Annotated in this window: 22 protein-coding genes; 11 read left to right on the top strand and 11 right to left on the bottom strand. The window is 49.0% G+C overall.

Features of this window, described 5'->3' with window-relative positions; translation table 11 throughout:
* Positions 1-25 precede the first annotated feature (25 nt).
* Together THEAE_RS20905 and speD are read right to left on the bottom strand one after the other, a co-directional pair.
* The gene (locus THEAE_RS20905) at positions 26-3,451 is read right to left on the bottom strand and encodes an efflux RND transporter permease subunit (RefSeq protein ID WP_169729989.1); all 3,426 of its coding nucleotides are present in this window, start codon (positions 3,449-3,451) and stop codon (positions 26-28) included.
* 136 nt (positions 3,452-3,587) lie between these two features.
* Positions 3,588-4,406 carry an adenosylmethionine decarboxylase gene (speD, locus tag THEAE_RS0112505; RefSeq protein ID WP_028987713.1) on the bottom strand — a complete coding sequence of 273 codons (819 nt, stop codon included), beginning with the start codon at positions 4,404-4,406 and terminating at the stop codon, positions 3,588-3,590.
* Positions 4,407-4,490: 84 nt separating this feature from the next.
* On the opposite strand from speD, the gene THEAE_RS0112500 reads away from it, so the two are divergent.
* Positions 4,491-4,880, top strand: a complete 390-nt coding sequence (locus THEAE_RS0112500; RefSeq protein ID WP_028987712.1) for a DnaJ family domain-containing protein — start codon at positions 4,491-4,493, stop codon at positions 4,878-4,880.
* 14 nt (positions 4,881-4,894) lie between these two features.
* Here the strand turns inward: THEAE_RS0112500 and THEAE_RS0112495 are convergent, their stop codons facing one another.
* Positions 4,895-5,740 carry a metallophosphoesterase gene (locus THEAE_RS0112495; protein WP_028987711.1) on the bottom strand — a complete coding sequence of 282 codons (846 nt, stop codon included), beginning with the start codon at positions 5,738-5,740 and terminating at the stop codon, positions 4,895-4,897.
* A 259-nt stretch (positions 5,741-5,999) separates the two neighbouring features.
* On the opposite strand from THEAE_RS0112495, the gene THEAE_RS0112485 reads away from it, so the two are divergent.
* Genes THEAE_RS0112485 through THEAE_RS0112475 form a run of 3 tightly spaced genes read left to right on the top strand, consistent with a single transcriptional unit; the run spans position 6,000 to position 7,414 of the window.
* Positions 6,000-6,824: a deoxyribonuclease IV gene (locus THEAE_RS0112485; RefSeq protein ID WP_028987710.1), complete on the top strand. Its 825-nt coding sequence runs from the start codon at positions 6,000-6,002 to the stop codon at positions 6,822-6,824.
* Between the two features lie 12 nt (positions 6,825-6,836).
* Complete coding sequence (locus THEAE_RS0112480; protein ID WP_005581894.1) at positions 6,837-7,097, top strand: YlaH-like family protein; 261 nt, start codon at positions 6,837-6,839, stop codon at positions 7,095-7,097.
* A 41-nt stretch (positions 7,098-7,138) separates the two neighbouring features.
* The gene (locus THEAE_RS0112475) at positions 7,139-7,414 is read left to right on the top strand and encodes a hypothetical protein (protein WP_028987708.1); all 276 of its coding nucleotides are present in this window, start codon (positions 7,139-7,141) and stop codon (positions 7,412-7,414) included.
* On the opposite strand, the gene THEAE_RS22640 is transcribed toward THEAE_RS0112475, so the two are convergent.
* Both THEAE_RS22640 and THEAE_RS20900 read right to left on the bottom strand, forming a co-directional pair.
* Complete coding sequence (locus tag THEAE_RS22640; RefSeq protein ID WP_084213542.1) at positions 7,386-7,607, bottom strand: YlaI family protein; 222 nt, start codon at positions 7,605-7,607, stop codon at positions 7,386-7,388. The two genes, THEAE_RS0112475 and THEAE_RS22640, sit on opposite strands and share 29 nt — an antisense overlap.
* Before the next feature lie 12 nt (positions 7,608-7,619).
* Positions 7,620-7,967, bottom strand: a complete 348-nt coding sequence (locus tag THEAE_RS20900; RefSeq protein WP_005581892.1) for a DUF5665 domain-containing protein — start codon at positions 7,965-7,967, stop codon at positions 7,620-7,622.
* Positions 7,968-8,074: 107 nt separating this feature from the next.
* Between THEAE_RS20900 and THEAE_RS0112465 the strand changes: the two genes are divergently transcribed.
* Complete coding sequence (locus THEAE_RS0112465; RefSeq protein ID WP_028987707.1) at positions 8,075-8,530, top strand: pyridoxamine 5'-phosphate oxidase family protein; 456 nt, start codon at positions 8,075-8,077, stop codon at positions 8,528-8,530.
* Between the two features lie 35 nt (positions 8,531-8,565).
* Here THEAE_RS0112465 and THEAE_RS0112460 read toward each other — a convergent pair whose 3' ends face one another.
* Positions 8,566-9,138 carry a YhcN/YlaJ family sporulation lipoprotein gene (locus THEAE_RS0112460; RefSeq protein ID WP_028987706.1) on the bottom strand — a complete coding sequence of 191 codons (573 nt, stop codon included), beginning with the start codon at positions 9,136-9,138 and terminating at the stop codon, positions 8,566-8,568.
* Positions 9,139-9,239: 101 nt separating this feature from the next.
* On the opposite strand from THEAE_RS0112460, the gene THEAE_RS0112455 reads away from it, so the two are divergent.
* Genes THEAE_RS0112455 through THEAE_RS0112445 form a run of 3 tightly spaced genes read left to right on the top strand, consistent with a single transcriptional unit; the run spans position 9,240 to position 12,573 of the window.
* Entirely contained in the window at positions 9,240-10,571 is a 1,332-nt protein-coding gene (locus THEAE_RS0112455) for a PhoH family protein (RefSeq protein ID WP_028987705.1), read from the top strand.
* Between the two features lie 42 nt (positions 10,572-10,613).
* Positions 10,614-11,264 (top strand): MBL fold metallo-hydrolase, encoded by a 651-nt coding sequence (locus tag THEAE_RS0112450; RefSeq protein WP_005581888.1) that lies wholly within the window; start codon positions 10,614-10,616, stop codon positions 11,262-11,264.
* Between the two features lie 22 nt (positions 11,265-11,286).
* Positions 11,287-12,573 (top strand): CapA family protein, encoded by a 1,287-nt coding sequence (locus THEAE_RS0112445; RefSeq protein WP_028987703.1) that lies wholly within the window; start codon positions 11,287-11,289, stop codon positions 12,571-12,573.
* Here the strand turns inward: THEAE_RS0112445 and THEAE_RS0112440 are convergent.
* Both THEAE_RS0112440 and THEAE_RS0112435 read right to left on the bottom strand, forming a co-directional pair.
* On the bottom strand, positions 12,544-13,617 hold the full coding sequence (locus tag THEAE_RS0112440; protein ID WP_028987702.1) for a coiled-coil domain-containing protein: 1,074 nt from the start codon (positions 13,615-13,617) through the stop codon (positions 12,544-12,546). The genes THEAE_RS0112445 and THEAE_RS0112440 overlap by 30 nt on opposite strands.
* 20 nt (positions 13,618-13,637) lie before the next feature.
* The gene (locus THEAE_RS0112435; protein WP_005581884.1) at positions 13,638-14,726 is read right to left on the bottom strand and encodes a hypothetical protein; all 1,089 of its coding nucleotides are present in this window, start codon (positions 14,724-14,726) and stop codon (positions 13,638-13,640) included.
* 234 nt (positions 14,727-14,960) lie between these two features.
* On the opposite strand from THEAE_RS0112435, the gene THEAE_RS0112430 reads away from it, so the two are divergent.
* The gene (locus THEAE_RS0112430; RefSeq protein WP_028987701.1) at positions 14,961-16,097 is read left to right on the top strand and encodes a class I SAM-dependent methyltransferase; all 1,137 of its coding nucleotides are present in this window, start codon (positions 14,961-14,963) and stop codon (positions 16,095-16,097) included.
* Between the two features lie 45 nt (positions 16,098-16,142).
* Complete coding sequence (locus THEAE_RS0112425) at positions 16,143-16,550, top strand: hypothetical protein (protein ID WP_028987700.1); 408 nt, start codon at positions 16,143-16,145, stop codon at positions 16,548-16,550.
* A gap of 79 nt (positions 16,551-16,629) precedes the next feature.
* Here the strand turns inward: THEAE_RS0112425 and THEAE_RS0112420 are convergent, their stop codons facing one another.
* The 3 genes from THEAE_RS0112420 to THEAE_RS0112410 form a co-directional block, all read right to left on the bottom strand.
* Positions 16,630-17,199: a manganese catalase family protein gene (locus THEAE_RS0112420; protein ID WP_005581881.1), complete on the bottom strand. Its 570-nt coding sequence runs from the start codon at positions 17,197-17,199 to the stop codon at positions 16,630-16,632.
* 21 nt (positions 17,200-17,220) lie between these two features.
* The gene (locus THEAE_RS23570; protein WP_028987699.1) at positions 17,221-17,487 is read right to left on the bottom strand and encodes a spore coat protein CotJB; all 267 of its coding nucleotides are present in this window, start codon (positions 17,485-17,487) and stop codon (positions 17,221-17,223) included.
* Between the two features lie 440 nt (positions 17,488-17,927).
* A complete protein-coding gene (locus THEAE_RS0112410; protein WP_005581879.1) occupies positions 17,928-18,155 on the bottom strand; it encodes a spore coat associated protein CotJA in 228 nt (75 codons plus the stop codon).
* A 186-nt stretch (positions 18,156-18,341) separates the two neighbouring features.
* On the opposite strand from THEAE_RS0112410, the gene THEAE_RS0112405 reads away from it, so the two are divergent.
* Positions 18,342-20,249 carry a helicase-associated domain-containing protein gene (locus THEAE_RS0112405; protein ID WP_028987698.1) on the top strand — a complete coding sequence of 636 codons (1,908 nt, stop codon included), beginning with the start codon at positions 18,342-18,344 and terminating at the stop codon, positions 20,247-20,249.
* Positions 20,250-20,388: the final 139 nt, after the last annotated feature.

Raw genomic sequence — 20,388 nt, 5'->3', positions numbered from 1 at the left:
GTTGCACGCTTTGAGCCAGGGATTACTACATCCCCTGTTTCATTGATGTCTGAAGGGTCATGGAGGAATGAAGGAGGCTGTAGAGAACAGGGACAATGAGTAAAGTGAGCAAAGTGGAGGTGGTAAGCCCTCCGATAACCACGGCGGCGAGGGAGCGGGAAATGATCCCTGCATCGGTGGAGAGGGCCATGGGGAAGAGAGCCCCGATGGTGGCGATGGCGGTCATGAGGATGGGGCGAAGGCGAGTTGTTCCTGCCTCTAAGAGAGCCTCCTCGGTGGAAAACCCTTTACGCTCGTTTTGCTTTACCCGGTCGATGAGAACGATGGCATTGGTCACCACGATCCCGTTTAACATGAGGAGTCCGATCAGGGCCGGCATTCCGATCGGTTCTCGCACCAGAAGAAGACCGATGAGGGCTCCGATGGCGGAGAAGGGAATGGCAAAGAGGATGACAAAGGGAGCCTTCGCTTCGCCAAAGGCGATCACCATCGCGATGTAGATGAAGAGAACGCTCAGGATGAGGGCATAGCCCATGTTCCGGAACCCTTCCGTCATCGCCTCCGACGCCCCTTCCTTATACCAAGAGACGCCTTCCGGAAGAGATAGGTTTTTTAAGGCATTTTCCGCTTCCCCGATCACTTTGCTGGCATTGGGATCCGTAATGGTCCCCCTGAGCATGATGTATTCCTTCTGATTGAGTCGGGTGATCTGCACCGGCTGCTTCGTAACGGTAAGCTGCCCGATTTCCTTTAAGGGGATTTCATCTCCGATCATGTTGCTCACTTTCTGATTGGAAAGATCCTCGAGGGAATGCAGATCAGGAAGTTCCTGCTTCAGAACCACATCGGTCGGCTTTCCGTTGAGCGTGATGTTGGTCACCGTATCACCGCTTAGCATGTTGCGGAGGGAGAGGCCTACCATTCCGGGATAAAGTCCTTTGTCCGCCATGGCCTTTTCATTCAATTGGAGTAGGATCTCGGGTTTTAGCCCTTCATTTGTGGCGTGAATGTCCGCCAGCCCCGGAATGTTTTTCAGCTCCCCAACCATTAGTTCCGCCGCCTTTTTCATCGCCTCCATGGAGGGTCCGTTAATGACGAGGATAAAGTCGTTGGTTTGCCCTCCTCCGACCGCGCCGATTCCCGAGAGGAGAATCTCTTCAGCCCCTGTGACCCGGGAAAATTTATCCCGTAAGGATTCGGTGTCGAACTTTCCCTTTCTACCCTCTTCTTTTACGGCAAAGGAGAGGGTTGCTTTTTCATTATCGATAAAGGTGGTCACTTTTTCTATGCCGGGTTCGGAGAGAAGGATGCTTTCCACCTGTCGGGAAACCCGGTCCGTCTTCTCCCGGGCGGTGCCTACCGCCATTTTGACGGTAACATCATAGTAATGGACTTCTTCCTGGGGCAGAAAGTTAAATCCCAGGTTCGGAATGCTGAGAGAGGTGCTGAGCAGAAGGAGGATGAGAGCGGCGCCTAGGGTGGCGAAACGGTGTTTCAATGCCCAGCGGAGCAGCCGTTTGTATCCTCTCTGCAAACGGTTTTCCTTCGGCTCTTCCGCCTTCATTTTCATCAAGAAGAGCCTGGAGAGAAGGGGGACGATGGTCACCGCGACGAGGAGGGAGAAGATGAGGGAGATGACGATGGTCCACGCCAACGGCGTGAAGAACTTGCCCACGATTCCGGGAATGAAGGCTAAGGGCAAAAAGACGGCCACCGTTGTTACCGTAGAGGAGGCGATCGCTTTCGCCACCTCCAGGGTGGATTCTTCGACCAATTCCCCGCTGCGTACCGTCGTTCTCCGCAAACGCCGGAAGATGTTCTCGATCACAACGATGGAGTCATCGATCACCCGCCCAACCGCTACGGCAATGCCGGACAATGTGATGATGTTTAAGGAATACCCCAGTTTTTCCAGAAGGATAAAGGAGGCAAACACGGAAAGGGGAATGGAGAGAATGGCGATCAGGGTAGAGCGGAGGTTGCGCAGGAAAAGGAGGGTAACCACTACCGCCATCAGCGCGCCGAGGAGCGCCTCTCTCAGCATGGCCATAACCGATCCTTCAATTTGTTTCGATTGATCTCTCAATACTTCAATCCGTACCCCTTGAGGGAGGGTGAGGGACTGAAGACGGGCGTTGATTTCCTTCACGATCGTAACCACATTTTGCCCGGTTTCGGGAAGGATGCCGATCGTAACGGCCGGCTTTCCATTGACACGGGCGATGGTGGAGGCAGGATCGCTTTCGTAGGATACCGTTGCGATCTTTTCCAACGGGATTGCTTTTACATTGAGTTGCACCCCTTGATTGTTCACCGCTCCTTCGGCAAGCCGGTTTTGTCCCGTTTGGGATGCCGCAGGGGAGGCACCGGCCATCTTTTTCATTTCCTCGGTGAGAGAGGAAAACTCCGCCTGCAGTTGGCGAATTTGTATCTCTTCCCCTTTGATCTTTTCCTGTAAAGAGGCAATTTCTTGGTCCGTCGCTCCTCCCTGCTGCGCTTTGTTCGCCAAAAGGGAGGATAATTTCATCTGATCCTGAATCAGGTTTCCGCTCAGTCCCTGGAGAGCGGCCAGAATTTGAACCTGGGCCGCCTGCTTGTTTTGAAGTTCGCCGAGGGAGGAGAGACCTCTTCCCACAGATTGGATGCCGCTCCCTAAAGCCCTCATTCCGTCGTTGATTTGGGTAAAGGCTTCCGTCATGGAGGAGAAGTCTTGTTCCACAACGAGAAGATTCATCTTCTTCAGTTGTTCCAGGGAGCCGATTTTCTGATTCACTCTAATGGGAAGAACTTGTTCCGATAAAGTGATCTCCCCTGTGGGGACGGACAGATTATTGGCGATTAAGGCTTGTTTCACCTGATCAATGGTTAGATGATACGCTTTTAACGCTTCCGTTTTCACCTTTACATAAATTTTTTTCGTTTCATTTCCGGTGACTCGGACTTCTTCGATGCCCTTGATTTCCTGCAGTTCCGGGAGAAGGCGATCCTGGACAAAGGACTGGGCCACCTCTTCATGATCGGAGAAGACCCCGAGGGAGTAGATTTCAGGATTATCCGGCTGCGCCATGGCATAACGGGGTTCCAGGATTCCTTCGGGGAGATTTGCCTTTGTAACGGCGTCTTGAACCTGTCGTTTTGCCTCCGTCATGTTGGTATCCATGGCGAATTGGAGGGTGGCGGAAAAGCCGTTCGCCCATCCTGAAGCATAAAGTTTCTCTACGCCGGCGATTTGACTTAACCCCTTTTCCAGCGGTTCCCCGATCTCTTTCATCGCCTGTTCAGGCGATGCTCCGGGATACGGAATAACCACCGTAAGATAAGGAATATCGACGTTGGGGTATTGTTCCATCTCCATATTTCGCACCGATTGAACGCCAAACCCTACGACCATCATCATGAGAATCACAATGACGATCCCATTTTTCATACTAAAGCGGATGAGCCGTTCCACATAAACTCCCCCTTGTTGCATCCTCTTTTTTATGCTGTCATAGGCCACTGTTAGTATTTTACTCTATGAGTCTAAAATAATAAAAGAGAGATACGTGTGATTCATGGTATAATGGAAAAAGAAAGGATCGGAGGGATCAGATGTCGACCATATTTTTTCCATAAAAGATCTCATACATCTCTTTTTTAATTCGCTTCTTCATCTTCCCTTTCTCCCTGGGAAAGAGATTCTTCTTCTCTGTCCCAAAAAGGTAGCGGTCCAAATCAAATTCTTTCAGGATCATTTTGGTGTGAAAAATTTTCTCTTGGTATATATTTACATCTATCATTTGGTAATCTTCTTTGATTTTAGCACTCAAGTAGTTCTGAATGGAATTGATCTTATGGTCGATGAAGTATTTCTTCCCCTTCACATCTCGGGTAAATCCCCGTACTCGGTAATCGATCATGGCGATATCCGGTTCGAAGCTGGTGATGAGGTAGTTCAGGGCCTTCAGGGGAGAGATTTCTCCGCATGTGGAGACATCAATGTCGGCCCGGAAGGTACTGATCCCGTCATCGGGATGGGTTTCCGGATAGGTATGTACGGTGATGTGGCTTTTATCCAAGTGCCCGGCAACAATGGAAGGGCCGGGAGCTTCCTCTCCGTCCACAGGCAAGACGTTATCTTTGCTTGTAACCTGGTTCTCCGCCACCAGCATGGTCACACTGGCTCCCTGGGGATCATAATCGGTATTGGCGATGTTTAACACGTGGGCGCCGATGATTTTTGCCACCTGGGAGAGGATGTTCACGAGACGGTCCGCGTTATATTCCTCATCGATATAGGAGATATATTCTTGGTTTTTTTCATGCTCTACGGCGTAGGCGATGTCGTAAAAGTTGAAGCTTAAGGTCTTCGTTAAATTGTTAAAGCCGTATAATTTTAATTTCTTGTTAATGGGTTTAATTTCCATAGTAAATCCCCTTTCTGTTGAAACCGGTTAGTCCTAGTGTGTGACGGAGATTAGAATCTATTCTTTGGAACGGAGGAGACGAAATTGGATATTTTACGAAGCATCGCGGAGGAGAAGATTAAAGAGGCGATTGAAAATGGAGAGTTTGACGATCTCCCGGGAAAAGGGAAACCTTTGCAATTGGAGGATTTATCCCGCATCCCCGAGGAATTGCGCATCAGTTATAAGATTTTAAAGAATGCAGGGGTATTGCCGGAAGAGATGCAGTTGAGGAAAGAGTTAACCACGTTGCAAGGATTATTAAACCAATGCCGCGATGAACAAGAGAGGAAAGAATTGCAAAGAGAGTGGACGGAGAAAAGGCTTCGTTTTCATCTCCTCATGGAGAGGCGGGGGAGGAGTGCCGCCTTCGAGGAGTATGAAATGCGCGTTGAGAAATGGTTGAATTCAAAAAAAGAACCTTCCGGTACCTGAAGGAAGGTCTTTTTTTATATGGCTTCGGCCATCTTTTCTTCCGCAATGCCGGTTCCTCTTAGGATATGAATGGTAATTTCCGGACGGGAACCGGTACGGATGTTGATTCCCGTTTGCCCCAGCCCTTCGCTGATGTAAAAGGGAGCATCGTTCATATAATGAAGCCCCTTGACGATGTTCATGCGGGCCAATTTTCCCATCTTCGCCAAATGATAAGGCTTTGGCCAATGAATCTGTCCTCCATGGAAATGTCCGGAGATGAGATAATCAAAGGGAGCCTCTTTCATTTGCAAAACCAAGTTTGGGTCATGGGTTAGGATCAGGTTGATCCCGTCGGGGTGAGTTCCCTGATACGATTTTCGGATATCGCTCCGGCCTGTACTATGATCGTCGATTCCGATGATATTTAGGTTCGTCCCTCCAAAGGGAAGAGTAAGATTTTCGTTCTGCATCACGACACACCCCTCCTCTTCAAGGCGTCTCCTGAATAAAAGAAGATTTTCCTTGCGCATCAGATAATCGTGGTTCCCGAAAATCACGTAAATTCCCAGGCGGGGGTTTATCTTCTTTAAGATCCGGATATATTCCATAAAAGGTTCGATGTTTCGCTTCTGTTCGATTTGGTCACCGGTAAGGGCGATGAGGTCCACCTTTTCTCCTTGGATGAGCGAATAAAGATGTTCCGGAGTGATGGAGAGGCGCTCCAAGTGCATATCGGATAATTGGAGAATCCTTAGTTCCTCTCCGCGGGGAAGCTTCACCGGTACCTCAATCCTCTGTATAGAGACATCGAAGGTATTCCGGTATGCTTTCCTAAAGAAAAGGAGGAACAGCACGAGAGATATCCCAATCACCCACATCCTCCGAGTCTCCTTTCTCTATGAGTCCGTTTAATGTCAGTCCGGTTTCACAAGACTTTTAAATTTTATACCAGAAAAGTTATTGTGTAAAGTGTTATTTGTTGGATGAAAGGAATCACGGCATGGAAGCCTTAAGAGAGGCAATTCGATGGTCAGGATGAAACGTTGCCGATTTTTTTCGGGAAAATTTCCTTCCCGGTTGCCCTCTCCTGCGGAAAAAGGTAAAGTAAAGATGAAAATAAATGAATGAGGTGGCGTGATGTATATCGGCTGTCATATTAGCGTTGGGAAAGGGATCTACGCGGCGGCGGAGCGGGCGGTGGAATTGGGCGCCCGGTCCTTTCAGGTGTTTAGCAAAAATCCCCGTTCCCTAAAGCCTAAGAAAATAGATTATGAAGATGCGGAGAAGGCTGTCCGATTCATGAAGGAGAGGGATCTGAAGTTGATTCTCCATACTCCTTATATTACCAACCTCTCCTCTCCCAAGGAGGATCTAACGGAAATAACCATCTCTTCTTTAAAGGAGGACCTCCATATTGCCGAAGTATTCGGTTCACCGGGAGCCGTGGTGCATGTGGGGAAGCATGTGGGGGAAGGGGAGGAATTTGGCTTTCGCCGCATGGTGGAGACGTTAAACGCCATTTTGGGTGATTACAATGGTCCGGTAAAGCTCCTTTTAGAGAATACGGCAGGGCAGGGTTCGGAGATGGGACTTACCTTGAAAGAATTGATGCGAATACGGGAGGCAACCGATGTGGCGGATAAGATCGGTTTTTGTTTCGACACCTGCCACGGGTTTGCCGCAGGAATATGGAATGGAGAAACCTACGGAGAATTGGTGGAAGAGATGGAGAAGACGGGCTACCTGGAGCATTTGATGGCCATTCATTTCAATGATAGCAAGGCTCCTTTTCATAGCCGCAAAGACCGCCATGAAAAGATCGGCAAGGGGGAGATCGGATCGGAGGCTCTGTCCCGGTTCATCCATGATCCTCACTTTCAGTCCCTCCCCATCATCCTGGAGACTCCGGTAGAGGATGAGTGGGAGTATCGGGATGAAATGGAATACATCCGCACATGGTGAGGGGAGACGAAAATGGACGGCACGGAGATCCGGATCTGGTATGATTATTTTTATGTAAAATATGCTGTGGTGGTGCTCCTCCTCTTGATCGCCTATATTCTTGGGTTTTCCAGGCCCCTCCCTTTGGGGAAACGGTTGATCGTCTATGGAGTCCTGGTGATCGGCTCCTTTCCCTTAGTGCTCCTTGCCTATGTTTTGCCCATCGTTCCAGGTCTAATGGTCATCATCCTCGTCCTGATTCTGGCTCGTTTCCGCAGGCGGGATGAAGTGTAGCTTCAGTGATTTTAATCCAACGTGGAAAGGTGTGCGTTCCTTTGAAGTTGCATGATGCCCTGTTTAATTGGTTGCAAATCAAGGTGGTGGCGGAGGCGCGCCCCGAGGACCATGCGGCGAGTGAAACCCTTCAATTTTTTTCCGAGATCCTTCGTGAAGATCACCAGGTCACCCACCTCTCCGTAACGAAGGAAGGGGATGAAGCATATGAGATCGAGTATGTAAGGGAGGGGAAAAGAGAAAAGGAGAGATTTGACGCCTACCGGGTTGATGAATTGTTGGTGAATATTATGAATGAGCCGAAGTACAATCAGTAGGAGGAGCGCTTGATGGAGAAGGTGCTTCTTTCTCTTTCCGTTTCGCCAAACGCTCCAAGGTGTGGAGGGTGATCCTCTCTCTGCATTCATTGCACAGGTATGTTTTTAAGGGATTGTTCCGCAATTTCTTAGCCAGCAGGGAGTTATCGTCAAGCCGGACCGTCTTTTCACATAGGAAACAAATCGCTTTCAATTTCTTTTCCTCCTAATGATTGTTTTGGCGATGAAAATCGATGATATCGATGAGATCGGCGATATATTCTCCGATGATGGGAAGGGTGACAAAGTTTCTCAGAATCACCACGAGGACGGCGACGACCAATGTGGTGCCCAGCGTGAAACCGAGTCCCCGGGTAATGCCTGCAACGAGATTTAAGATAATAATGCGCATGGGTTGGGTATAATTATAGAGGAAATCGTCGAGCTGAACTTTTTCAAGTAGGACCATCCAACGGTCCATCCGACGGTGAGACTCCAACATTTCGGCGATTCGATCGCTTAACTGTTGCAACTTACGTTCGATATCTTCCTCTTCTATCCCTTTACTATACAAGAGTTCTTCCTCCTATGCCACCTTAAATAAGTGCTTTTTTTGATCTTGATGAATAGAGTTTTCGGAGTAAAGAATAGATATGTAAGAGAGGAAAGGAGAGAATAGGAGTGGCTGAATCCGTCAGACCCGACTTATCACCGGACATGATTTCATTATTGGAAAAAGAGCGATTGGTTTTATTGGGTACGATAGACAATGAGACGAAAGGTCCTAGCGTGAACTCCATCTCCTGGGTTCATGCCGTCTCGGCGAAAAAAATCCGCTTTGCTTTGGATGGGCGCTCCCGTCTACTCCAAAATATTGTGAGCGAACCCCAGGTTACCCTCACTTTTTTTGCCCATGAGCGGATCTACACGTTAAGCGGGAAAGCTGCCCTGTTGGCCCAAGAGGCCGAAGGGGTGCCGATTCGTTTGGCGATTTTTGAGGTGGAGATTGATGCGGTTCGCGATGTTCTCTTCTACGGGGCGAAAATTACACAGGAGCCAACTTATGAAAAAACCTACAATCCGGAAGCGGCCCATAAACTGGACAGCCAGGTCTTCTCCGCTCTAAAAAAGGCATAGGTCGTAAGACTTATGCCGATTCTTATACCTTGTATTTAACGGGTGGGTTGATTTAAACTCCTTCGGTTTTCCGGCGTCTGCGGTTCTTCCCTTTGTTCCACTTGCCGAGGGAACTGAGGCATGATGCGTGCCACGATATCAGCCAATTCATCGGCTACACCGGCGATCGGATGGCCTTCCCGAATCCGTCTCGCCATCTCCCGTAAGCGTGCCATCAGATCGGGATCGGAGGTGACGAGGGCGTTTGCACCCAGCGGATCTTCCTTTAGGCTTTGCGCCACCGAATATTTGATTGTGCTTACCCGGGCCGCTTCCAGGTTATCCGCCACATCGATCCCCACCACGGCAAACTTCCCGATCACCACTGCGGTGGCATCCTGAACGTTTGGATCCTGGAGCGCCAATTGAACCAAGCGATCGGCCACTTTCTGGGCGCTTTGGTTCTCCGGTTTTCCTGCGGACTGATTGGGATAAGAGATTTGGTCCACTCGCTGTTCTCTGGCTGCGTTAGGCGGCGAAGATGGGTTTGCCGGGGGGCGGTTTTCAGGAACACAGCCGAGGAGAAGGATAAAGAACATAAAGGTGAAAAGAAAAAGTTTTCCGAGCATGAATAGGTTCACCTGCTTTCCGGAGTATCGTTATTTCTATGTTGCCCTATTCATCCTCGTTCATGTATGTTATTCCATGTAAAAGCAAGGGAGGAACCCCAGTGAACAAGATCTATGTCTTGGATACCAGTGTCTTGTTGCAGGAGCCGAATGCCGTCTTTATGTTTTTTGAGAACGATGTGGTCATCCCCTCCGTAGTTCTGGAAGAAATCGACATGAAAAAGCGGAATATGGATGAGGTAGGGCATAATGCGAGGAAGGTGGCGCGCATCTTGGATGGCCTTCGCTCACGGGGGAAACTCCATGACGGGATCCCCATGGAAAGGGGGGGCACCTTGCGGGTCGAGCTTAATCACCGCTCGTTACAGAGTCTTAAGGACTATTTCGTGGAACCGACCAATGACCATCGCATCCTGGCGGTCGCTCTTAATCTCCAGGAAGAGGAACGGGATAAAAAAGAGCCGAAGCAGGTGGTGATCGTAAGCAAAGATGCCCTCATGCGGATAAAAGCGGATGCCCTCAACCTGGCGGCAGAGGATTTTCTTTCAGACCGGGTTATACTTGATGAAAAAGGATATTCGGGAACTGTTACACTGGAGGTGGATCCTAGCAAAATCAACCTTTTTTACCAACAAGGATTCCTCGCGACGGGCGAAATCGAGGCGGCCGAATTCTATCCACATCAGTTCGTCTTCTTAAAAGATCAATTCGGCAGTTCCAAATCGGCCATCGGTAAGGTAAGCGCAGACAAGAAACGCATTCATAAGCTTCGTCTCTCCAGTGATGAGAATGTATGGGGAATCCGGCCACGCAATGCCCAGCAATGGATGGCCCTGGATCTTCTCCTCAATCCCGAGATTCCCCTTGTTACCATCATCGGCAAAGCGGGTACGGGAAAAACTCTCCTCAGCCTGGCGGCAGGATTGTCCCAGGTGGAGGATGAGCATCGCTATAAAAAGCTTCTTGTCGCAAGGCCCATCGTCCCTTTGGGAAAAGATATCGGGTATCTTCCCGGGGAAAAAGAAGAGAAGTTGCGCCCCTGGATTCAACCCATCTATGACAATCTGGAATTCCTCTTCAATACGAAAAACAAAGGAGATTTAGATAAAATCCTGGCTGGGATAAGCAGCATTCAGATCGAAGCCCTTACGTATATTCGGGGGAGAAGCATTCCCGAACAGTTCATCCTCATTGATGAAGCTCAAAATTTAACAAAGCATGAGGTGAAGACCATCCTCACCCGTGTGGGAGAAGGGAGCAAGATTGTCCTGATGGGAGATCCCCAGCAGATCGACCATCCTTACTTGGATTCTTTTACGAATGGGTTAGTCTATGTGGCGGAGAAGTTTAAGGAATATGACATAAGCGGTCATATTCGCCTGGAAAAAGGGGAACGCTCCTCCTTGGCCCAGCTGGCCGCCGATATTCTATAAACGATTTTGCCATGATGATGACGAAAGAGTGGGGGACGTTCTGTGATTCAGGTGAAGAGATTTCAAGGAGGTCCATTGGGGACAAACGGGTATCTCTTGTATAACGAAGGGAAGAAAGGCCTATATATCGATCCCGGCGCTCCCTCCCCGAAAATAAAGGAATGGATCGAGGGAATGGGGATTTACTTACAGGGAATTCTTCTTACCCATGCCCACTTTGATCATATCGGCGGATTGGACTGGATGAGGGAATGGAGCAAAGCGCCCGTATATCAACATGTGTTGGAAGCCGAGTGGCTTTCCCGCCCGGAGTTAAATGGATCCGGGTATCCCATGTTTTCCGATTGGGTACCGCCCATCCGCTTACATCCGGCAGATGTTCTCATCGATCGGGAAGGAGATTGGATCATCGGCGATTTCGCCCTTCGCGTTCTTCACACCCCGGGGCACTCGCCCGGCAGTCTCACTTTTTTGGCCGAAGATAAAGCGTTTTGCGGCGACGTTCTTTTCCGCCTAGGGATTGGCCGAACCGATTTTCCCGGGGGAGACTATGCCACCCTCATGCATTCGATTCAGGATAAGTTGATGGCGTTGCCGGGGAACACCCTTCTCTACCCCGGCCATGGGGAATCTACCCGCGTAGAACGGGAACAGGAGGAAAATCCCTATCTCACCGGCTTTATGGGAGTCTGAGAAAAGGGGGAAGGCAAGAGGGATGGGCAAATTTCCGGCTTGGCTTTTAACCGCAGGGTTCCTTAGCATCATCATTCTGTTGACCCAATGGGGGGGATTATTGAAAAGCGAACCTTCCCGGGATTCTTCTCCCAAAACGCCGGACGCGGTGGAGGAAACGGTGTCTTCTTCTCCTCTTCCTTCCTCCTCTATACGGGAGGCTCGGCTGATTGCGGTGGGGGATATTATGATGCACAATACGCAAACGGAGGCCGGGTATGATGCGAGGACGGATCGCTATAACTTTGACTCCTTTTTTACAGAGATTAGCCCCTTGCTCAAGAAGGGAGACTGGGTGATCGGCAATTTAGAAACCCCCTTGGCAGGAAAAGATTTGAAATATACAGGATACCCCCTGTTTAATGCTCCGCCCGAATTGGCGAGCGCCCTTAAGAAAGCGGGATTTACCATACTGACCACGGCTAACAACCATGCCTTGGATCGGGGGGAGATCGGGGTGATACGGACACGGGAGGCGATCCAAGCCGAAGGGATGGAGACGACGGGGACGGCAGGGAGCGAAGAGGAAGGGAGAAGCCTCCTTCTCCTTTCCGAAAACGGAATCACCTTGGCTTTCCTTGCCTATACCTATGGGACAAACGGCATTCCCTTTCCGGAGGGAAAGGAATACCTGGTCTCTCAGATCAACCTGGAGAAGATGAAAGAAGATATACGGAGAGCGAAAGAAGAAGGGGCCGAAGGGGTGGTTCTCTCCATTCATTTCGGACAGGAGTACCAACGCTTTCCTGATGAGGAGCAGAAAAAAATGGCGGAAACCTTAATCCGAAACGGGGCGGACTTAATTTTGGGAAGCCATCCCCATGTGGTGCAACCGGTTCAAGAGATGGAGGTTCCTGACGGAAAGGGGGGCAAGCGAAAAGGGGTTGTCATTTATTCCCTGGGGAATTTTATCGCGGCTCAGAAAGGTAAATACACGAATCTAGGGGTTGTTTTTTCCGCCACGTTCCAAAAAACGTTTCCTTCCGGGGAGTTGAAGATCACCCGGGTAGAAACGGTCCCGACTTGGATCCAGCAATACCGGAAAGGGGGAAAAAGGGCGTACCGAGTCCTTCCCCTTCCCGTCTCCGAGGAAAAGGCGAAGGAAGATCCCGATCTGTCCATGGAACGGCTGCATGTTCTTGAAGCGGATTACCGGGAGATGATGGGACACCTCTCTTCCCTCCCCGCACTCCAATGGAATCCCTCCTCCACATTAATGGAGGAGACCACTCCGGGGGAATCAGAGGGAAAGGGTAAAGGTAAGCGTTAATTTTCCGTCGGTCAACGTAGCTTCTTTCAGCTTAACCCCTTTTCTGATCTGATCCATATAGAGGCCGAGATCATATTTTTCATCCAGGAAGCGAACGGTCTCTTCCGGAAGCCGGTAACCGTTATAAATTAGCCGGTCAATATGAAAATAAAGGATATTCTCCCCCATTTCATAATGGCCTTTCAAAGTGAGGGTCCTTTCCTCATATTCACCAAAAAAGGAGAGGCCGTTTTGGTCAAAGCGAACCGAGAAATTGCGAAAGAGGGAGGAGGAATCCCTCAGAAACCGGGTAAAGTCCTGGTCGCTGATGGAGAGGGAAGCACCGCTCAAGGAGAAGGTGACCTTATTTTTGAAAGTGCCGGCCATATTCCTCGTTTGGATCGACATCTCGTTCAAAAATCGTTCAAAGGCAGGCAACCCTTTCTCCTCCCAGTCTTGTATGAAGCGAGACAGGAGAAGTTTCACCTGTTCCCCTTCGGGAAGTTGTAAAAGGAGGGTGCCGTACTCTTCTTGCAAGGATCGAAGGAGCCTCTCTTCCGCTTGGAGATGAAGGCGGGTTTCCTCCAATTGGTCGAGCGCTCTGTTCTTTTCTGTTTGAAGGGTGAGTAGAAGTTGTTCTTCCTCCCGGTAGGAAAGGAGCTTTTGTTGGTGATGGGAAAGGATGGAGGTGAGATATTCGTACCTCATGATCGCTTCCCCCATATCCCTGCTTTGCAGGAGAAGAAAAAGGAGATCCCATTGATCTCCCATGTAATACGCCCTGGCGATGCGGCCAACCTCGCTGCGAAGAAGGGAGGTTATTTTTTCTTGTGAAGCCACCTTCGTATTGAGGCCGGCCAGTTCCTCTCTTAAACGGTTCTCTTCCTTCGTGATCCGCTCCACTTCCTTCCCGATTTCATGAAGGGTGAGCACTTTTTGAAAGAGTTCTTTCCCTCCCTTCTCCTCCCCATCCTTTTCAGCCTGCAAGGATGGGATCAGGAGGGAAAAGGATAAGAAGAGGAAAAAGAATCCAAAAAGGAGTAGAGGGGCTTTTCGTTTCAGCACGGGGCACCTCCCCATTCATTTCATAATCCGCCTAATCCGTTGATCAGTTCTTGGAAGGGAATGATTTCTCCCGAAGAAGGCGGAATCGTGTTTTTAAATGAAGGCTTTTGGTTGATGTTCAAGGAGGATGATTGCGCCTTTAGTTTTATGCTTACCGTGCCCGGGTTTTCAGGATCTGAAAGGTCGGCGCCCATATCGAATACGGTGTGCGCCAGATAACCCTCTTTATCGATCACGCTAACCCCTTTGATGGATAGGTTCTGAATATATTGATTCAGGTTCCCTTTATTTTTCTCCCATTGGGATTTTGCTTCTTCAATGCTTTTTTTGGCTTCGTTCAGCTGATCGGCAGTTACCTTGGTCACATCCCGGTATTCCGGTTTAGCCATGATGTCCAATACCTTCGGAATAAAGTCGGAAAGCATGGAGGTGATAAAGGGTTCCAGTTGCTCCTGGGTCAACGTAAATTCAACGCTTTGTTTCGCCGCTATTTCTTTGGGAACTTCCACTTCGTTTAAATCACCCTTCTTAAAATAGGTTTCCCCGTACGATTTGAAGAAGAGGGGAAAGATCTCTTCGTAGTACATCTTGTTCATCACTTTTGCATTTTCGGCGATGTTGGCCGGATCGGTGGGTAAGGTGTCCACTCCGGAGAGTTTTTCTAATTCTTTCAAGTCCAGTTCTATAAACTTGCCGGCGTAGTTTTGCAAATCCGGAATTGGCAATTGGGGAACTTTAATCCATACTTTCTCTTCTTTAATGAGGATGGGCAGATCGATCTTGGTCTTTAAATCTCCGAAAGGAATCTCCGTGGAGAGGGTGATTTCTCCTTCAAGGGGTTCCGTATTCATGGCCCCCTCATACGTTAAACGGAAATTTTTAAGCGATTGCAGGAAGAGTTGCCCTTCGGGAGGGGCGTTTTGAATGAGGGAATCGGAGAAGGTAAGCCCCAGCTCGATAAAACCGTTAAAGGATTGACTTTTCACGGTCGCGTTTTTCTTCAGGGCGTCTTCAAGGATTTGGCTTGCCGTCCTGTTATCGCCGCACGCGGTCAGGAGGGATAAGGCAAGCAGCAAGATGATGGACACCAACAATGATTTCCGAATCATTTGATTTCTCCTCTCTCAATTTTGGGATGAGGTCAGGGGATGGGCTATCTCATCGCAAACCGTGAAGTTTGCGCACTGAAATAATTGTATCATATTTAGCCTGCGTATGGTTGGCATATTTTTATTTTTAAGCATGTTTTATGAACCGAAAGGAACTATGTAGGTCATGGTGCAAGTATGTTAAAATCGGGAAGTAGTGGTAATTCGAATGGAAAAATGGAAGGTGGAGAACCGGTGCTTCGATCTCTTTTACATGAGAAAATAAAGAAATCCCCCCACGGGAGAATTCCCTTTTCCGAGTTTATGTCCCTTTGTCTCTATCATCCGACGTGGGGATATTATGAAAGAAGGGATCGAAAGATCGGCAAAGAAGGCGATTTCTTCACCAATTCTTCGGTGGGGTCCGTTTATGGCGAGATCTGGGCGGACAGGTGGATAAACGATTGGAACCTTCTTTTCTTGCGTCCTGAAGATCCGCATATCTTGGTGGAGATCGGCGGGGGGGATGGGCGATTTGCAGAACAAGTCCTCAATCGCATAAAATCCTCTTCTCCCCATGTGTATGACCGGCTGCTCCTTTTATTCGTAGAGGGGAGTTCCTATCATCGTGAAATGGCGGCGGAGCGCCTTCGGGAGCATGAACGGCATCTTCTTTTGGTAAAGGGAGTGGATGAACTCCCCGAATGGCTTGCAGAAAATCCGGCCTTGGTCTATTCCAATGAACTTTTCGATGCCCTGCCCGTGGAACGGGTAAAGCGGATGGGGAACGAATTACTGGAATGCTGGATCACCTGGTCTGAAGAGGGGCGGTTGCAGGAGATTTGGATCCCTTTAGAGAATCAAAGCATCGCCAATTATTTGACGGAAATGAACATTATTCTCCCCCGAGGACATGAGATGGAGATTCCATTGGTGATGAGGGAGGTTTATTGGGCGATTCTCCGCTCCTTTCAAAGGGGAATCCTCTACACCGTCGATTACGGGTACCTCTTTGAGGAGGTGCTGCATCCCTTACACCGGAAAGGAACCCTTATGGGTTATCGGCAACATCGTCACATGGATCACTTCTATGACGCACCGGGGGAGATGGACATCACCTCTCATGTTCAGTTTGAAGCATTGATCCGATGGGGGGAAACATCGGGGCTAAAAACTTTCTCCTTTCTCACCCAGAGGGAGTGGCTATTGCAAAATGGAATCCTGGAAAGACTGGTCGCCCATCAGGATCGCGATCCTTTCTCCCCCCATGCCCGCCGTAACCGGGCCATCACTCAACTGATCCTGCCCGGTGGGATGGGGGATACCTTTCGTATCTTGGTTCAGGGAAAAGGAGTCAATCTTACGCAAGAAAAATGGAACGAAGATGAATAAAACCATAATTTTAGAAAAAAATAGGAGGGAGCAGGAGGTGACACCATGTTCCATAACCTATTAAAAAAATCTTTTCAGATCCTCCTTCCCATCTCCCTCCTTCTTCTTCATTCCTTCCCCGTGATGGCCATGGAAAAAGGGGCGGAAGGAGTATCCTCTTTTGCCCCAGCTCCTGAAATGGATGTGATCTACCATGTGAAAGGAAATAAGCTCTTCCTGGAATTTCACCTTCGTCATTTTCGGTTGACGAAAGAACAGATGGGGAAGAAAAAGGTCTACGGAGAGGGCCATATTCACCTCTTTATCGATGGGAAAAAGGTGGCTAAGATTTTTAAGAGCGTTCATGTGGAGTCTCATCTTCCCCCAGGGAAACATACGGTCAAGGTGGAGTTGACCCACAATAACCATGAGCCTTACGGGATTGAGCGGGTGTTCCCCATCGAGGTGAAATAAATCCCCATTTGCTCCCGGCATTTGTGGATTGTAGATTCCTAGGATAAAGAGAGAGCCAAAAACGAAGAGAGTCGAAGGGTTAATAATATTTCTTCTTTTCCTTTTCCTCCTTCAGGATCTCCACCGCCTCCCGAAAGCGCTGGGAGTGAATAATTTCCCTCTCCCGCAAGAACCGTAAGCTATCCTTTAAGTCTTCGTCATCGGTTAGATCGATCAGCCATTGATAGGTAGCCCGGGCTTTCTCTTCAGCGGCAATATCTTCGTAAAGGTTAGCGATGGGATCCCCTTTGGCCTGGAAATAGGTGGCGGTGAATGGATGACCGGCCGCATTGTGGAAGTGAAGGTCCATGCCGTGATTGACGAAATGGGGTGCGAGGCCATGGGCTTTCAATTGCTCCGGCGTCGCGTCCTTCGTCAATTTGTAAACCATGGTGGCGATCATCTCCAGGTGGGCAAATTCTTCCGTTCCGATGTCATTCAGAAGGCCGATCACTTTATCGGGGATGGTGTAGCGCTGATTAAGATAGCGAAGTGCCGCCGCCAGTTCCCCGTCAGCCCCGCCGTACTGTTCGATCAAAAGCTTTGCCAGGCCGGGATCACAGGTGCTGACACGTACCGGATATTGCAGTTTTTTCTCATAAATCCACATGGTTTCTCACGCTTCCTTTCCTCACACCTGCCAAGGCCATGGTGTCTGGCTATAGCTCCAAGGATAGCCGGAAAAGCTATGCCCTGCTCCGGAAAGAGGACCGAAACGGGCTTCAACGTCCTCTTTTAGCTTTTTTCTCTGCAGGGTTAAAGCGTTGTATTGGGAGATGGCGGTCCCATCCGCAGGATGGGTATCAAGGTAAAGGGTAAGATCCATGAGGACAAAGTCGATGGCTTGCAATTCATGGAGGAGATGATCATCATCTCCCTTTGGCTCCCCTTTTCCTATATCCGAGACGGGGGGTTTTTTCTTTCCATAGGGTGGGTGATCCGTGTGGGGCAGGTAGGGATGAGCCCAATAAAGATGATCCGTGTGGGGCAGGTAGGGATGAGCCCAATAAAGATGATCCGTGTGGGGCAGGTAGGGATGAGCCCAATAAAGATGATCCATGGGATGCAGGTAGGGATGAGCCCAATAAACATGGTCCGTGTGGGGCAGACCGGCATCCCCTCCACCGAGATTCTCCGCGTTGGGTGGATATGCACCATAGGGATGATTCAGGAGACCGTGGTCGGTTTCATGCAGTTCTTCCCTCTCGCTCACGGCGAAGTCTTCATACGGAGAATTTTTTGCCTGTTTTTCGTCGGAACCGAAGTGACTCTTTTCTTCCCCTGCGGAGAGGGGATCGCCATAACGATGTTGCTCTTTCTTTTTCTTCTGTTCCTCGCTCATGTTTCACCCTCCTGACGCTCATGATTTCTTCCATAGGGGTCGTAGAAAATGGGCCATAAAGTTCCTGTTCTGAGCGCCTCATAGGGGGGGAATTGAGGGAGCCCGGGAGGTTGGTATCCCACATAGAGGGCCGGATGGGTTACATATGTTTTTACGTAAATAGGTGGGCAGGGATCGTGGGGACTCGCATAAGGAACATACGACTTTCTCAGGGTAAAGTCCATGTTTTCCCTCCTTTTTTCACCTTTATAACGATTTATCGCTTCATCCTATGCATTTGCCCCCTTCCGGGCACCCATCCGGGAAAAGTTAGGCTTTCGCCCGTAACATCTTTTCATTTTTCTCCAATCCATGGTAAAGTAAAAATGCAGAACGACCAATGGATTGCAGAGGAGAGGTTGTAAAAAACCATGAAACTGATTCAGTGTGTGGAAATGCTCTCAACAAAGACCCTAAAAAAAATCTTAACGACACATTATGCCGATCGGGATTTCAGCAAAGAAGAAGACCGTACCTTATCCTTCCTACTAAATCGGGAGGTCTTAAAAAAAATATGGGAGGATATGTCAAAGGATGAACAGCAAGTTCTCTTTTACTTCCTTTTACTGCCCCCCTCCACAGCCGTTTTCCCCAAGGTGATGATGGAAACGATTTCGATACCATATCCCTTCCTTTTGATTGCCTTAACACTGCTTAGACAAAAAGGTTTCCTCTATACCCATCGCGCTTATGTGGGAGATCCCAAATTTTTTCTTCCCGATGATTTACGGCGTGCCTTGTTGGAGGTTCTGGCCCAACCTTCCACCGAAAAATTACAACCCGTGGAAGGCAGAGCTCCTTTGCCCCTTCTACTGAGGAAAATGTATGCTCTCACCGAATATGCTCTCACCGAATATGTATGGAAAAATCCCCTTTCCTTAACGCAAAAAGGACTGATTCATAAACGTCAGGTACAACAGATTGAGGATGAGTTGGACTTGAAACACCCCTCTTTTCCATGCGATTTCGCTTACGAAGGAGAGGAGCTTTATTCCCCACTGCTTGCTTCGATCCTTGATTTCGCCGCATACCGGGAGCTTTTGATTCAAAAGGGAGACCGAATTGTAATCAACATGGAAAAATATCGGCTTTTTCTTGAGGAGAAAGTGGAGGAGAGCGTTGAACGATTCTTAACCTATCTGGAGGAACGGGTCTATCCTCTCTTTCCCCCTCTCCATCGGAATGTTTTTGATTGGCTTCTCCTTTTTCCCAAAGGGGTTTGGATCCCGATCTCCTTTTTTTTTCGTTTTTTGAATCAAAACGGGTATGAACTGAAAGGTTTGAATGAGAAAGAATTTGAAGACGAGGTCCTTTTTCCTTTGCAAGAGTGGATGGGGCTTTTGATCAGAAAAAGGGGGGAAGAGCTGGAAGTTGCTCTCCCTCGGTTTGAGTCGGTGGAGGAGGAGCGCTTCTATCTGCAGCCGAACTTCCAATATATGGTTTCCTTGGAGGCCCCTTTTCACCTCCGCCATCGATTGGCCCGATTGGCGAAGATGAAGACGGAGGATCAAATGATCCTCTATGAATTGACGAAGGACTCGATTGCGTTCGCGGTGGAGCAGGGATTAAGTGTGGAGGAGATCCTGGAAGAGCTTCGGAATTTATCGTATTCGGTTCCGGAAAATGTGAGGCGAACGGTAGAGCAGTGGGCGGATCTTCATGGGAAACTCCGCTTTTATGATGTACTCATCTTAGTTTGCGAGTCGGAGAGCTTGGCCGAAGAAATCGGGAAAAATCCTGCCTTTCAGCCCTATCTTGCCGGCCAATTGGCACCTACGGTTTTTGCCGTGAGGCGTAAGGAGATGAAAGTTTTTCGTCGCAAGTTGTCTCAGGCGGGTTATTCTCCGCTGGAAGAGGTGCTAAAACCCGGAGAGGCTGAAGAGGAGATGGGCTATCCCCTCCCTCTTCTTTTCCAAGTACATCATGATTGGGAGTTGAGGGTGGAAAATATCTTTCCGGAATGGAATGATTCCCTTCCTTTTCTTTCCCACTTCCCCCGGTCTTGGTTTACCCAATATCGTTCGTATCATCTGACGACATTGACGGACCTCCTTTCCAAATCGATACAGTATGAAATTCCGGTGGGCTTCAGGGTAAAAGGGGGAGAAGAGTTTCCTTTTTTTATTCCGCTTAAGATGGAGAAAAGGGAAAATCGTCTCCTCATCGTCGGCTTTGTATTCGATCCTCAAGAGGAGGAAAAAAGCGTTGCGTTGGAGGAGATTGGTGAGATCCAAGGATTATTCCCCAAGGATATTCTCAATTTCGTTCATCATCGGTAAGGAGAAATGGACTTTCCCACGCATCCTAAACCGGTGGGGTAAGGAGTCGAAAGAGGGGAATAGCGCTGGGAACCTTGAGACAGGTAACTTACCTTTTCTTGTGCTAGAATACAAAGGAGAAGGGATGCAGAAAGGCAGG

Source organism: Thermicanus aegyptius DSM 12793, from assembly GCF_000510645.1.
In the GTDB taxonomy this organism is placed as follows: Bacteria; Bacillota; Bacilli; order Thermicanales; family Thermicanaceae; genus Thermicanus; species Thermicanus aegyptius.
The sequence above is the reverse complement of the archived record's forward strand: the minus strand, read 5'-3'. Positions and strand labels throughout refer to the sequence as shown.